The sequence below is a fragment of the Clostridium cellulovorans 743B genome (genome assembly GCF_000145275.1).
GTDB classification, from domain to species: Bacteria; Bacillota; Clostridia; order Clostridiales; family Clostridiaceae; genus Clostridium_K; species Clostridium_K cellulovorans.
Genome location: NC_014393.1, coordinates 3163142 through 3179161, shown reverse-complemented (window position 1 = coordinate 3179161; position 16020 = coordinate 3163142). Strand labels below are relative to the sequence as shown.

Here is a 16020-nt window from a genome sequence, read left to right as displayed (position 1 = left end):
TAGTTTGAGAATATAAAAATCATTGTTTTTATGTTAGTTGGCTTGATATTAAAAATAAATTAGCATATATAGACGCACACTAGATATTAAAGAAAGAGGGTAATAAATATGAAAGTAAGACCATATATTTATTTTTATGGAGAATGTCAAAGAGCGGTAGATTTATATTCAAAAGCTTTCAAGACAGAAGCAAAAGGTATAATGAGATTTGGGGATATTCCATCAAATCCAAATATGCCACCTCTTCCAGAGGAACAAAAAAATTGGATTATTCAAGCAACCATTCAATTAGGAGATAATTTAATTAGGCTTTCTGATTCGTTCCAAAAAACAAATAAGGAAGGTTCTTTAGTTTGTATATCTGTTGAGGGAAATATTGATGAAATCCAACATGTATTCGCAACTTTGCAAGAGGGTGGGAAAATTTTGAACCCATTAGCTAAAACGTTTTTTAGTCCTTGTTATGGTTCGCTCATCGATATGTTTGGAGTTCAGTGGGAATTATCTGCCGATGCTCAAGAATAAATTAACAAAAATACATATATACTGAAGGCATGATTTTATTAATGGCTATCAGTAGCTTAAAATGCATCAATTAGCATGAAGACTTCAAAAAAAATTCGGTGTGGTTGGTGTGTATTAGTATAACAACATATAAAATATAATAATGAAAGACTACCAATTCATAGAATTGGTAGTCTTTCATTATTTGCTTGTGTTGAGAACTACTGATATGCCAGCGGAAAAAATGGCTTTAGCACTGAACAAAAAATTCCTATGATAAAATGAAAAAGACCATTAAGTTATATTAAATTGGCTATCAGCATGGATGTTTAAAAATGTAAAATATAGATAGTTATAAAGTTATTTGATGGATAAATTATATTGAAATTTATGAATATTTTTTGCATAATTAGTATGTATATACATATAAGGAATTATGTTGCGCAGTGTTTATGACTTATGGGAAAATTATCTAAAAACCAGTTTATTTACGATACTAATGAATAAAGAAAATACTCTTTGTAATATGCACATTATTATTTGATTTACCAACTCTAAGTGATTTTAATGAAAAAGCAAATAGAGTATAATTGCAACAAAAAAAGAATGGATTACATATGATGAAACGGAAAATTTCAATATTCAAGAATATTAAGGAAAATTATTTCAAGTAAAAGATAATCCCACAGTGGTATTGATGAAATGGAGGAGATTTGATGGAAAATAAAATAAATTTGAAAATCAAAACCAGTATAATATTTATAATATGTACACTGATATTTTTGTTTGGAAGTGTAAAATTTTTCAATGTAAAAGCAGCAGAAACATTAGATGTATCAGATAAATGGATTACAATAGCGAGTATGAATGAAGCTAAGTATTATAGCAATTCAGTTGTACTAAATGGAAAGATATATGTGATAGGTGGATATAATAGAAAACAGCCTTTCTCATCTATGGAAGTATATGATCCAGCCACTGATACTTGGACGAAAATGGCAAGTATGAATGAGGCTAGGCATCATCATATTTCAGTTGTAGTAAATAATAAGATATATGTTATTGGAGGGAGTAATGGAATTAAAAGCTTAGAATCTGCAGAAGTTTATGATCCAGAAACCAATACTTGGACGATGTTGCCTACTATGAATCAGGCTAGATATGAGTCTAATTTGGCTGTTGTGGATGGTAAGATATACGTGATAGGTGGTTCAGGGACAAATGGATCAGTAGAAGTATATGATCCAACAAGAAATACTTGGAAAGTTGTAGCTAGTATGAAGGAAGCTAGGGATTCGTTTACTTCAGCTGTGTTGAATGGAAAAATATATATTATGGGTGGTTATAAAGGCGGTGGATTATTATCATCATCAATAGAAGTATATGATCCAGCAGTAAACAATTGGACAACAGTAACTAGTATGAATGGGGGAAGAGCATTCCATAACTCAGTGGTGATGAATGGTAAGATATATGTTATAGGTGGTGCTGATTTAAAAGGATACCTATCATCGGTAGAAGTGTATGATCCAGTGATAAATACCTGGACAACGTTAGCTAGTATGAACATTGCAAGGCTAGATTTTACTTCAGTAACAGTAAATAATAGGATATATGCTATGGGTGGGGCTGGAATTCCATCATCCGTAGAAGTGTATGATGTGGTGTCAAATACTTGGATGAAATTAGCAGATATGAATACAGAGAGAATTGGACATAATTCAGTTGCATTAAATAACAAGCTATTTGCAATAGGAGGATATAATGGTGGTAGTATATTATCTTCTGTAGAAGTATATAGCATTTCCAAAATGGTAATTGAAAAAAACTATGATTCTTTAAAAGTTGGACAAACTGATATCATTACAGCTAAGACTACCCCAGCAGGAATTGCGATAACTTGGACTTCTAGTGATCCATCAATAGCAACAGTAGACAGTAATGGAAAGGTGACAGCAGTAAAACCAGGAACTGTTAGTATTACTGCAAGAGCAGTAGATGGAAGCAATTTGTCTGCAACTTGTCAAATTACAGTGAAACCAGAAACTATAATAAACTTAAGCAAAACTTCAATGTCTATAATTATAGGACAAACAGATACATTGTCAGCAACAGTAACACCTTCTGATATTTTAGTAAATTGGTCATCAAATGATTCAAATATAGCGGCTGTAGATTCGAGTGGTGTAATTACAGCAATTGGAACGGGTACAACTACAATAACAGCTACAACATCAGATGGTAAAACAGCAAATTGTGAAGTTGTAGTAACTCCTGAAAAAACTATTGAGTATAGAGGAAAGTTAACTTTAGTTATGCCTTATAATGATTTGAAAATTTATGATTTATCAAAGGATGAAGTAGATTCATTTTTAACCTGGTATGAAGGAAGATCTAACGGAGTTGGGAAGTCATACTATATATTTCAGAATAAATCAAAGAATTCAATTATAATAAGTAAAGACTACATACCATATAATAAAATTAGTTATTTCAATATAGAAGAATATGAAGTAAGTTAAAATATAGTTTATAAAATTACTCATAATGAATCAATATAGAGATAGAAATCTTTGCTATCTAAACAATATAAAAGTGCAAGTGTTAAAGCATATAATTACTGCTTAAACATTTGCACTTATTTTCATAGTAGAAATTAAATATATACAATCAGGATAGATAAAATAATAAGAGTTCCTTACCTAAGATATAATATTGTACATAACAAGTATAATTTCTAATATGTATGAAATAATATTATTGTAATGCAATGATATTATCCTGTGATAGATCAATGAATTGTTAACCAAGCAATTAAGAACTAAGTCATTTCAGGGATTTGCAGTATATTTTGCATATTTATAATAATACTTGAATTTGTTTATACCATAAGCTTGAAAAGTTAAACTGATGCTAGTGCAAATAATTAAAGAGTATTGTAAATAGATTTCTTGTGCATAGATATAGATTGTACCAACTGGGGAACAGATAAAAGTATATTTTATTCCTTAGAGTGGTCTTTTTTTATATTTCAAGTTTCAACAATAGAAGCATAGAATTACTTAAAATTAAATTCTAAGTGTACATATTGTTAAATAGAATAGTTTGTGAAGAATGAGGTGAATTATGTTATTAATTAAGAATGCACAAATATTAACTATGGCAGGTACAAATTATGATAATGGAAGTGTTTTGGTAGAAGGAAACAAAATAAAAGAGGTCGGTGAAAATATTGATCTAACTAATTATGATATTTCTGAAGAAATTGATGCAAGTAATTGCTTAGTTATGCCAGGTATTATAGAAGCTCATTGTCATATAGGTATTCAAGAGGAACGAAAAGGTTTTGAAGGTAATGACTGCAATGAAATGAACGAACCAGTAACACCATACCTTAGAGGATTAGATGGTATTAATCCTATGGATTCTACTTTTCATAAAGCATTGAGTGCAGGTATTACAAGCGTAATGGTTGGCCCAGGAAGTTCAAATGTAGTTGGGGGACAATGGGTGTTTATTAAGACATATGGAAGATCAATAGATAAAATGGTTATACTTGAACCTTCTGCAATGAAAGTTGCATTTGGAGAAAATCCTAAGTCAAATTATGATGAGAAAAATATGATGCCAACAACTCGTATATCAATAGCAGCAATGTTACGTGAGGAGTTATTTGAAGCTCAACAATATTATCAAGATAAGAAAAATGCTGAGAAATCTGGTGATAGTTTTAGTGCAGAATTTCAAAAGGAGTGTTGGTTACCAGTGTTTGATAAAAAGATTCCTTTGAAAGCACATGTGCATAGAGCAGATGATATTTTAACTGCAATACGCATAGCTAAAGAATATGACTTAGAAATGACACTTGATCATTGTACAGAGGGACATTTGATAGCAAAAGAAATAAAAGAATCTGGTTTTCCAGCAATAGTTGGACCATCACTAGCAACAAGGAACAAAATAGAAACATTAAATTCAGATTTTAAAACAGCGGGAATCTTACACAAAGAAGGTGTAAAAGTAGCTATTACAACTGACCATCCTGTTACTAGAATACAAGATTTAGCAATTTGTGCTGGTTTTGCAGCAAAAGAAGGGTTAGGTATAGAAGAAGGATTAAAGGCAATAACTATAAATGCAGCACAAATATGCAATGTATCTAATAGAGTAGGGAGTATTGAGGTTGGAAAAGATGCTGATATTGCAATTTTTGACGGAAACCCTATGGAAGTATTCACTAAAACTTTATATACTATAATTGACGGTAAAATAGTTTATACGCCAGAGGGAGTACGCTCATAAATACTATTTACTTTTTGAGTATAAAAGAGGAGTGAAAATTTAAAGAAAATCATCTTCTCTCTGATTTATAAAAAGAATATAGATATTGAATACAGACTTAGATAGTCTGTATTCTTTTAAAATATATTAAAAAAAGTATAGCTTTATAAATATATTTTTAAGTTGCCCAAGCCATGCATTGCCTAATAGAAGGCTTACTGGTAACATCTTGACTAATAAAAAGGTGGTAACAAACTCAATGTTTGTACTGCCTTTGATAGCAACTTCTTGCAAATAAGAGTTGCTTTTATCTGCAACTCCCAACAGTTTTTTCATAAGTTAGTTATTTCTGTTGTTATTGTCCATGATATCCCCCCTATCTAACTTAGAATTAGCGAAACAGCTTTATATTATTCACATTTATAAAGATGAAATAAGAATAGTTTTTCTGTTTTGAAATAAAGCCTTAAAAAATTATTAAGGAACGGTTTTGGAGGAGCACATTGAATAGCTATAGTTCTATATAAAAGCATAAATGGAATAAATGAAGAAGTATATCGCTAGCATAATTTGACACATATTAATTTCATATCTATAATAATAGAAAAGAATTAAAGATAAGAGTAATCTTTGTGAGATTTAAATAAATATATTTTTGAAAGAGGTTCTTTATTATGAAAACAAAGATATTTATTGATGGTAGTGAGGGAACTACTGGGCTTAGAATTTTTGAAAGATTTAAAGGTCGTGATGATATAGAATTATTGACTATTTCTTCAGAGTTGAGAAAGGATATTAATGAAAGAAAGAGATTGATAAATGAATCTGATATTACTTTCCTTTGTTTACCTGATGATGCAGCTAGAGAATCCGTTTCATTAGTTGAAAATGAAAATGTTAGAATTATTGATGCCTCTACTGCACATAGAACAGCAGAAGGATGGGTTTATGGTTTTCCAGAATTAAATTCAACTCAAAGAGATAAAATCAAAGAAGGAAAACGTATTTCAGTGCCAGGATGTCATGCAACTGGTTTAATTTCTCTAGCTTATCCGTTAGTATCTAATGGAATTCTCCCTTCTGATTATCCGATAAGTGCTTTCTCAGTTACTGGATATAGTGGTGGTGGAAAAAAAATGATTTCTGAATACACTGATAGCAACCGATTAGTTGAATATGACGCGCCTCGTGGATATGCATTAGGTCAACAGCATAAACATTTGAAAGAAATGAAAAAAGTAGTTGGATTAAGTAGAGAGCCATTATTTAGTCCTATTGTAGCTGATTATTATAGTGGTATGGTAGTGTCTTTACCTTTGTATACTGAATACTTAAAAGATAAAACAACACCGGAACAGGTACATGAATTTTTTACAAATTATTATGCTAATCAAAGTTTTATTAAGGTAATGCCTTTGGGTTCTGAAGAAAAATTCGGTGGTTTCATCAGTGGCAATGTATGTTCAGGCTGGGATGGTATGAATATATATGTTACAGGTAATTCTGATAGAATTTTATTAATATCTCAATTTGATAATTTAGGAAAAGGAGCTTCCGGTGCAGCGATCCAATGCTTAAATGTTTTGTTAGGCTGTGAAGAAGATAAAGGACTACATATTTAATATAAGTTCTATATTTTAGCACATTAAATATACAATAAGCAGTAGTTTTTGCTACTGCTTATTGTATGTTGATTTTACATATCTAATTTAGAACTATTGCTCATTTAAGTAAAAGTAGAATGAATAAAAGTTAAAATAGACACAAATAATCAAATATATGTATTGACTAATTTTATTTTTATAATTGACGATATATTTGTAATAAGGCATCTTAACTACATTGTTATGAATGGTTTTCAAATTTGTATTATGAGTAATACTATTACCAGAAATTAAGTTCATTCCTATATCATAGATTCCTTTTGCTTGAGCAGGGATATCTTCGATGACAGTGCCTGTCATTATACCTTGATTAATTAGTGCTTTAGCCTCATCTATACCATTGACCCCTACAGCTGAAATATATTTAGTTTTATTCCCTTTGTTAAAGCCATATTTTTGGAGTGCGTCAATAGCACCTAGTGCCATTTCGTCGTTGTTGGAAATTATTGCATCAATTTTATCTCCATAAACTAGAAAGGCAGATTCAATTGTGCGTCTTGCACATTCTCGATTCCAACTACAAGCAGTAGATAAAAGTTGCTGAGTTTTTATATTTACCTCATTAAGTGTGCGAATAGAATATTTACTTCTTGCAATAGTTGTTAAGTCGTCTGGTGTACCTTGTAACATCATATATTGCAGTATATTATCATTATTTCTATCAATAGATTTCTTATTGGTATTCCGTATATCGGATAAAATTTTACCTTGAAGAATGCCTGAGTGCTCAACATCTCTAGTAATAATAGCTGTTCTAGGGGTGTTTTGAAAGGTTTCTATCAGAGATAGAGATGTAGGTAAGTAGAAGATGATGGGAATGTTTGCTTTTACAACCTTATTGATAGTATTTATAATTTCTTCTTTTTTGCTGGTAACTGGATTTATTATAAAAAAATTAAAATTGTTATTAAGTGCTTTTTCAATATATTCATTTTGAGTACCTTGGTTTCAATGTGAATCAAAGAAAGTAAATTTAATTTTATTTTCGTTTTCATTTTGAACAACTTCTAGGTTTCTTTTTAGATCAGAAAAAAATGGACCTTCCAAACTTCTTATAAATACAGCTGCATTCACCGGTTTATTTATAGTCGAATGAGTTTTAGCATGTGTAGCAAATTTAGTATTATATATAAAGTAAGCTAAAAATTATAACTAAAGATAGTATTGTTTTTAATAACTTTATTTTGACCCCCCAATAAATATATAAAATTCATCATTATAGTGGCTGTTTATTCTAAGAATTATTCATATTAAAATGTTAATGATATGCAAAATGTGAGAGAGGTCCTTTGGCTTTACTATTTTAAATATGTATGATATCATTGAAACAATATTTTAAATTTTGGAGGAAAAATAATGGAAACAGAACCGGAACCTGCGAATATAACTTCGCAAATAATTTTAATAGTCATTCTGACAATGATTAATGCTTTTTTTGCATCAGCAGAGATGGCTATAGTATCTTTAAATAAGAGCAAAATAAAAGCTCTTGCAGAAAAAAACAACAAAAAAGCTGCATTATTGTTAAAGCTTATGGAAGAGCCTACTAAGTTTTTATCTACTGTTCAGGTAGGTATAACTCTTGCTGGATTTTTTTCGAGTGCTTCTGCTGCTACAGGGTTATCAGGAAATTTAGCACAATTTTTAAGTAGGGTTAAAGTCCCTTATAGTGAGCAAATAGCTTTAATTTTAGTAACGATTATACTTTCATATATCACATTGGTATTTGGTGAATTATTCCCTAAAAGAGTAGCTCTGCAAAAAGCAGAAACTATAGCAATGTTTTCTGTAGTACCGATAGTGTATATATCTAAGATTACAGTGCCATTTGTAAAACTTCTCTCAGCATCAACAAATGTTCTGATTAGGTTAGTTGGATTAGAGACTACAGGATTAGATGAGAAGATATCAAAAGAAGAGATAAAATCTTTGGTGGAAGTTGGACAAGAACATGGCGTAATAAATGAAACCGAAAAAGAAATGATAAACAGTATATTCGAGTTTGATGATAAATTAGCAAGTGAAGTTATGACACCGAGAACTGAAGTATACTTAATTAATATAGATACACCATTGATAGAATATTTAGATGATTTAATAGAAGAAAGATATTCAAGAGTACCTGTATATAAAGGTGATATTGATAATATAATTGGTATTCTTTATATGAAAGATTTTTTCGTTGAGGCAAGAAAATATGGTTTTGAGAATGTAGATATTAGGACTATATTGCAAAAACCATATTTTGTACCAGAAACAAAAAATATCGATGAATTATTTAAAGAACTACAGTTCTTTAAAAAGCATATGGCAGTGTTGATAGATGAATATGGGGGATTTTCAGGAATAGTATCAATAGAAGATTTAATTGAAGAGGTTATGGGAAACATTGACGATGAATATGATGAAGATGGACCTGCTATACACAAAATTGAGAACGATACTTTTATGATAGATGGTATGTTTTCACTAGATGATTTTAATGATTATTTCCATGTCGATATTCAAAGCGAAAATTTTGATACAATAGGTGGATTTATTATTGAACTTCTCGGGCGTATACCGGAAAGTGCTGAAGAAAAAAATATTGAGGTTGGAAATTTAATATTTAATATAGAGGAAGTTAAGGAAAAAAGAATTGAAAAAATAAAGGTTTGTGTGCAAAGAATGTAAATAGAGGATCAGAATATCACATTATTCAAAACGAAGATGTGATATTTTTTTATACCTATTTTTATAATATGAATCTATATATGTCGAGCCGTTCTCTAAAGAATATATAAACTGATTAACTAAAATCGTTAGGTATAGCAAAATTACATTTGAATCTTAATTTTGAGTACTCAATTTTTGTGGAAAAAAGTTAGTAATTGATATTATATTTTCAATATGTTACAATTTTATTGTGGAGGGTTATATGATGATTATAACAACAAATTATGTACCTTGTGGGGTTATATCGCATTGACCTCTCAACAGTAAAGTTCCTTTTTGTAACAGAAATAGGGAAAAAATATTTAAAGGGGTGGATCTACTATGAAAAAAATTTTCGGCAGAGCGATGTCTCTGTTGGCAACGTTTGCATTGGTATGTTCGTTTTTCGTGGCAATGCCAACAACGCCAGTTAAAGCTGAAACTTCTTTGCCTGTAAAGGTCGAAGCGGAAGCTTGTACTCTTAGTAACGGTGCTGCTGTTACTACAAATGTCTACGGAACTAACTATCCAGGTTATTCTGGCAATGGATTTGTGTGGGCATCTAATTCAGGGACAATAACATTTAATGTTACAGTTCCTAAAAATGGTATGTATGAGATTTCATCAAGATGCTGGATGTATCTTGGAAATGTCGGGGACACAAGACTTCAAGTGCTTAGCATCAATGGTGCAGCACAAGGCAATTTCTACGTTCCAAACAAAGGTGGCTGGGCTGATTACAGCTTTGGATACTTCTATCTTGAAGCAGGTACAGCTAAAATTGAGATTGGATCATCTGGAAGCTGGGGCTTCATACTGTATGATACAGTAACATTTGACAATGCTAAAATGCCAGCTCTTAAGGCTGACCCAACTCCATGTGATGTAAATGCAACTTCAGAAACAAAGAACTTAAAACAATATCTTACTAGCGTTTATGGCAATCATGTTATTTCTGGCCAACAAGAAATTTATGGTGGCGGAAATGACGGTAATGCAGAACTTGAATTTGATTACATTTATAATAAGACAGGCAAATACCCTGCAATTAGAGGCTTTGATTTTATGAACTACAATCCTCTATACGGATGGGAAGACGGTACAACAAACCGTATGATTAAGTGGGTTAAAGAACGTGGTGGTATTGCAACTGCATCTTGGCATATCAACGTACCATCTGATTTTACAAACTATAAGTTAGGTGATAAATTAGATTGGAAAAGTTGTACATACAAGCCTACTGCTAGTTTTAAAACAGCTAACTGTCTTGATAAAACATCAAAAGAATACGCTTATTTAATGCTTGCAGTTGATGACCTTGCAAAGCAATTACTAATTCTTCAAGATGCAAAAGTTCCTGTACTTTTACGTCCTTTCCATGAAGCAGAAGGTAATAACAATACAAATGGTTCAGGAGCATGGTTCTGGTGGGGTTCTGGCGGTGCTGATGTGTACAAGCAACTTTGGAAACTTCTTTATTCAACCCTAACAGAAAAGTACGGTATCCATAATGTAATATGGGAAGTAAATCTTTATTCTTATGCAAATTCAGCTCAATGGTATCCAGGAGATGATTGTGTAGATATCGTTGGATATGATAAGTATGAAGGCTCACCTTACACTTGGAAAACAAGTGCTGCAACATCAGTATTTTTGACACTTGTAAATCATACAAATGATACAAAGATGGTTGCATTAACTGAAAATGATGTTATACCTGACATTCAGAATATAGTTAATCAAGGAGCTTGGTGGTTGTATTTCTGTCCATGGTATGGTGATTTCATTACTAGTTCAACTTATAATGATCCTGTACTTCTTAAAACTACCTACAATAGCCCATATGTAGTTACTTTAGATGAATTACCAAAAGATCTTTATGCATCTTCTTCTAAAGTTCAAGCACCAACTTTAAGTGTTAAAGAAGGTACATATAGTGTTACTCAAACAGTAGCTCTTAGCAGTGCAACAGAAGGAGCAACTATTTATTATACTCTTGATGGAACTGAGCCTACTGTTGCATCTACTGTATATGATAAGCCAATAGAAGTAGCTAAAACTACAACTATCAAAGCTATTGCAATTAAAGCTGGGCTGACAAATTCAGACGTAGTTACTGCTACTTATACAATTTCAGTTTCTATGCTTGGTGATGTTAACAACGATGGCAAAGTTAATGCAATAGATTATGCAATGGTAAAAAGTTATTTACTTGGAAATCCAGTGACTATAAATCTAAAAAATGCAGACTTAAATAGTGATGGTAAGATAAATGCTATTGACCTAGCATCTATAAAGAAGATATTACTTAGCTAATTTATTGGATTAGTTTCTATAAATATATGAAACTAAGAAACAAGAAAATATTACCGTAAGAATGTGGAATAAACAAGAAATAAGGATACTATGTCAAACATGGACAAGTATCCTTATTTTAATTACAAATTTAAATTAAACCTATAATTTTAAGCATTTGAAAAAGACACAAATGGTAGTTAAGAAAAACATTACAAAAGGATAAATATCATTAATTATTAGAATAATTTTGGAATGACATAGATACTATAAGTTTTATTTGGTTGTTATTGTATTATTAGTTAAAAACGGTATAGGTGATTTTTATAAATATCTAAAAATTATAGTAAATCATCAATAATTTTAAGAGTATTTTTTCGAGAATTATCAAGTTATAATGAGTGTACAAACCTAATAAAACGTTTTCACAGCGGTCGCTATTGCAATATATGTATAATAATATGTCACATATATAATAAAATAAGCGGCTTTTACTTAGTAATATAAATACCAATACATATGAATTTTAAAAGTGTTTAAATTTTTTTATTTTGATATGTTATTAAATTGACATATAAAACTTAATAGGTATTACTCATATCAAAATATAGGGGTAAATATCTGTATGTAATTTAAAAAAGGGAGGATATTAACTTATGAAGAAGGCAAAAAAACTGTTTATGTCTTTTATGGCATTGGTGTTAACTATTTCAACTTTCTTGATAGGCGCACCAACTTTAAAAGCAGAAGCACTACCTAATGAAGCTGTGAAAAGTGCATCGCAAACTTATGTTGATGCAATGCAACCAGGATGGAATCTTGGTAACAGCTTTGATTCCTTTGATACAGGTGGAGACAAGGGAGAACAATCTTGGGGAAATCCAGTAGTAACAAAGGAACTTATTCATACAATTAAGGCTCAAGGATTTAAAAGTATCCGTATACCATTTACTAGTGTAATGCGTACTGGGGCAGCTCCAGATTATAAAATAGATCCTACATTTTTAGCACGTTATGCTGAAGTAGTACAATGGGCTCTTGATGAAGGATTCTATGTAATGGTAAATATACACCATGATTCATGGAATTGGGCAGCACGTATAAATACTGAGCCAGGCAATGAATATATGGCACAGTACAAAGCTCTTTGGGTTCAATTAGCAGATTATTTTAAGGATTATCCCGATCAAGTATGTTTCGAATCTTTAAATGAACCACAATTTTGGGTAGATGGGGCACCAAATCAAATAAAGATACTTGAAGCCGTTAATAATGAATTCTATAATGTTGTTAGAAATTCTGGTGGAAATAATGCAAAGCGTATGCTTGTTTTACCAACATTAAACACTAATGATAGTGATGATAAATGCGAATCTTTATACAACACAATTACAGCATTTAATGATCCAAACATTATTGCTACTTTCCATTATTATGGGTTCTGGCCTTTTAGTACAAATATCGCTGGTACAACTACTATGAATGATACAGTAGTTACAGAACTTAATAATGCATTTGATAGAATGTATAACCACTTTACAGCTAATGGTATAGGTGTAGTTTGTGGTGAATATGGTTTACTTGGATTTGATAAAACAGCAGATACTATAGAACCTGGTGAACTACTAAAATATATGGAATACATAAATTATTATGCAAAAGCTAAGGGCATAACTCTAATGCTTTGGGATAATGGAAATGTTATCGATAGATATAAATATGAATGGCATAATAAGGCTTTAGGAAATATGATTAAGACTTCATGGAATACTCGTAGTTCATATACTGACTCAGACAGAATATTTGTTAAAGCTCAAGATAAGGACAACGATGTTCTAATGAAATTGACTTTGAATGGTAATACATTAAAGTCTATATATAATGGAAACACAGAATTAACACTTAATAAAGATTATACTTTAGTTGATAATACAGTAACTTTAAAAGGTGATTATATAAAAAATCTAATCACTGAAAGCTTAGGAATTAATGCTACTTTAACATTTAAATTTTCAAGTGGTGAAGAGTGGAATGTTTACTTAACTCATTATGCTACACCATTACTAAGTGCTGGACAAGGAACAGCAGCAGGTTTTGATATTCCAGTTCAATTTAACGGTTCTAAACTATCTACTTTAGAAGCTTTAAATGCAGATGGAAGTGGCGCTGGTCCACAAAATTGGACAACTTATAAAGAATATAACTATGCATTTAAAGTGGATTATGATAATAATAAAGTAACGATTACAGATAAGTTCTTTAAAGAAGCAAAAGATGGTGAAATAACTCTTAAATATCACTTCCAAAGTGGAGAAGTAATGATAGGTAAATTCCTTAAGGCTGGAGATGTTGTAACACACGTTAATTGTTTATCTTATATAGAAAATATATCAACAAGTGTTATAGAAGGACAAACGTATACATTACCATCAACAGTTAGTGCAAGCTATAGTGATGGATCAAAGAAAGACCTTGCAGTTTCATGGACATCTTCATCAGTTGATACTAGCAAAGTAGGAATATATGCTTTTGAAGGTAATGTAGAAGGTTTTGATAGAAGTGTTCTTCTAACTTTAACAGTGAAACCTTCTATAACAAGTATTGAAGATATAACATCATCTGTTCCAGTAGGATATGCATATACGCTGCCAACAACAGTTAGTGCAGTTTACAGTGATGGATCAAAGAAGGAAGTATCAGTAGCATGGACACCTTCAACAGTTGATACTAGCAAAGTAGGAACATATACTTTCAAAGGGAGTGTTTTAGGATTTAGTAAGCAAGTTAGTTTAACACTTACAGTTTATGAAAATCCAGCTGCTGATCCTATAAAGGATATTATAAATAAAATCAACGATGAAACTGTTACAACAGTGACAATGGATGCTAATGCGAATCCTTTAATCGTAAATGATATTTTTAAAGCACTTAAAGGTAAGGATAAAACTCTTACTATAGTGACAAATGGTGCAACTTGGGTATTCAATGGTAAGGATATAACAAATGTTCCTTCAGGTGCTATTGATTTATCTTTAAAATCTGTAAGTGATCAATTACACAGCAAAGAAAAAGCTAAAGCAAAAGCTATTGTAGGAAAAGATGTAGAAATTTCATCATTCTCATTTAATCATGATGGATATCTTCCAGGACCTACTAAGATTACTTTATCACTTGGCTCAAGCTTTGCAAATAAAACTGTAACAATTTATAGATATTTTGCAGATACAGATAGTACTGAAGTAATTACTGATGCTATTGCTGATGCTAATGGAAATGTAACTATTACTTTAGACCATTGCAGCGATTATTTTGCAGTTGAAAAAGCTTCAACTGAAAAAACTATTGAGGTAACATTACCACAAACAGGATCAGTAATCAATGGAACTGTTCTTGCAAGTGTTGGTGCTATTTTAGTTGTAGTAGGAATTGTTTTAGTTGGATTCAGAAGAAGAAAACATACAATATAACTACGGCGAACTCAATAGATTCCTAAGAAATTTTGATGGAATCTTTGAGAGGTCAAAATTACAAATATAACAATAAATAAATAAAAAGACAGAGCTGAGAGTTAAATCTCGGCTCTGTCTTTATTTATTAATTAATTATAAATATTCTTACATTTCTGACATTGTTCATTTTCGATGGTATGTAATCTAAATTCTCCGGAAATTTCACACTCTATCTTATCTACATCCATCCTGTCCATTCAAACCTACCCATTTTTATGACGTGGATATGTTTTCTCAAACAATGTATTTGCAGCGGAGATAAACAAAAAGGCACAACAAGTTGCACAAACAAAAGAGAATCAGAAAAAGAACCTAGCTAAATTGTAGAAGAGGTTACTGAAAAACGCGAAAAAAATACTAAAAACTTTAAAATGGATGATGGAAGTTTTCAAGCAGTAGTTTATCAAAATCCAGTGCACTATTTAGATAATGGAGTATGGAAAGATATTGATAATACATTGGTAGATGAAGGCTCTGATGTTACAAATAAAGATAATGATTTTAAAATTAAATTTGCTAAAAAGTCTAATGATAGTAAGCTTGTAACTATTCAGGAGGATAAATATGAAATAGCTTGGGGAATTGCACGTGATAAAAAAGTTGCTGAAGATGCTGTAAATAAGATGAACGCTGTAGATAATGTAGTGGAAAATGGTAAGATTGCAGTAGGGATATCTGATGAAGAAAAGAAAAAAGCTGTACCTAATACTTCTTCAACAGTGGATTATGAAAATATATATAATAATGTGGATTTGCAATATAAATTGGAGTCTGATACTGTTAAGGAAAATATTATTATAAATAAAAAGATAGATTCACCTGTATTTGAATTTGCTTTACAATTAAAAAATGTCGTACCAAAATTAAATGATGATAAAACCATAACCTTCTATGATGAAAAAGATAGTTCAAAATCCATTTATAAAATAGATGCACCTTATATGTATGATGCAAAAAATCATACAAGTAATAAGATAAATGTTAAACTATTAAAAAATAATAATCAGTATGTGATTCAAGTAATTCCAGATAGTAGTTGATTAAATGATGAAAATACTTGCTATCCAGTTGTA

At 30.9% G+C, this 16020-nt stretch carries 10 protein-coding genes; 8 read left to right on the top strand and 2 right to left on the bottom strand.

The genetic code is table 11. The features are described from left to right. Window positions 1-108 precede the first annotated feature (108 nt). The 3 genes from CLOCEL_RS13050 (at window position 109) to CLOCEL_RS13040 (ending at window position 4806) form a co-directional block, all read left to right on the top strand. On the top strand, window positions 109-525 hold the full coding sequence (locus tag CLOCEL_RS13050) for a VOC family protein (protein ID WP_010075591.1): 417 nt from the start codon (window positions 109-111) through the stop codon (window positions 523-525). A 695-nt stretch (window positions 526-1220) separates the two neighbouring features. Beyond that, on the top strand, window positions 1221-3026 hold the full coding sequence (locus CLOCEL_RS13045) for a Kelch repeat-containing protein (protein WP_010075590.1): 1806 nt from the start codon (window positions 1221-1223) through the stop codon (window positions 3024-3026). A 604-nt stretch (window positions 3027-3630) separates the two neighbouring features. Continuing rightward, window positions 3631-4806, top strand: a complete 1176-nt coding sequence (locus CLOCEL_RS13040) for an amidohydrolase (protein WP_010075589.1) — start codon at window positions 3631-3633, stop codon at window positions 4804-4806. 126 nt (window positions 4807-4932) lie between these two features. Here the strand turns inward: CLOCEL_RS13040 and CLOCEL_RS13035 are convergent, their stop codons facing one another. Further along, window positions 4933-5121 (bottom strand): hypothetical protein, encoded by a 189-nt coding sequence (locus CLOCEL_RS13035; RefSeq protein WP_010075588.1) that lies wholly within the window; start codon window positions 5119-5121, stop codon window positions 4933-4935. A 338-nt stretch (window positions 5122-5459) separates the two neighbouring features. On the opposite strand from CLOCEL_RS13035, the gene argC reads away from it, so the two are divergent. Then, complete coding sequence (argC, locus tag CLOCEL_RS13030) at window positions 5460-6407, top strand: N-acetyl-gamma-glutamyl-phosphate reductase (protein ID WP_010075587.1); 948 nt, start codon at window positions 5460-5462, stop codon at window positions 6405-6407. Between the two features lie 93 nt (window positions 6408-6500). Here argC and CLOCEL_RS13025 read toward each other — a convergent pair whose 3' ends face one another. Then, window positions 6501-7334: a substrate-binding domain-containing protein gene (locus CLOCEL_RS13025; RefSeq protein ID WP_242655273.1), complete on the bottom strand. Its 834-nt coding sequence runs from the start codon at window positions 7332-7334 to the stop codon at window positions 6501-6503. A gap of 471 nt (window positions 7335-7805) precedes the next feature. On the opposite strand from CLOCEL_RS13025, the gene CLOCEL_RS13020 reads away from it, so the two are divergent. The 4 genes from CLOCEL_RS13020 (at window position 7806) to CLOCEL_RS13005 (ending at window position 15987) form a co-directional block, all read left to right on the top strand. Further along, complete coding sequence (locus tag CLOCEL_RS13020) at window positions 7806-9122, top strand: hemolysin family protein (protein WP_010075584.1); 1317 nt, start codon at window positions 7806-7808, stop codon at window positions 9120-9122. A gap of 363 nt (window positions 9123-9485) precedes the next feature. After that, the gene (locus CLOCEL_RS13015; RefSeq protein WP_010075583.1) at window positions 9486-11459 is read left to right on the top strand and encodes a glycosyl hydrolase; all 1974 of its coding nucleotides are present in this window, start codon (window positions 9486-9488) and stop codon (window positions 11457-11459) included. A gap of 635 nt (window positions 11460-12094) precedes the next feature. After that, complete coding sequence (locus CLOCEL_RS13010; RefSeq protein WP_010075582.1) at window positions 12095-14905, top strand: cellulase family glycosylhydrolase; 2811 nt, start codon at window positions 12095-12097, stop codon at window positions 14903-14905. Between the two features lie 413 nt (window positions 14906-15318). Continuing rightward, window positions 15319-15987 (top strand): hypothetical protein, encoded by a 669-nt coding sequence (locus CLOCEL_RS13005; RefSeq protein ID WP_010075581.1) that lies wholly within the window; start codon window positions 15319-15321, stop codon window positions 15985-15987. Window positions 15988-16020: the final 33 nt, after the last annotated feature.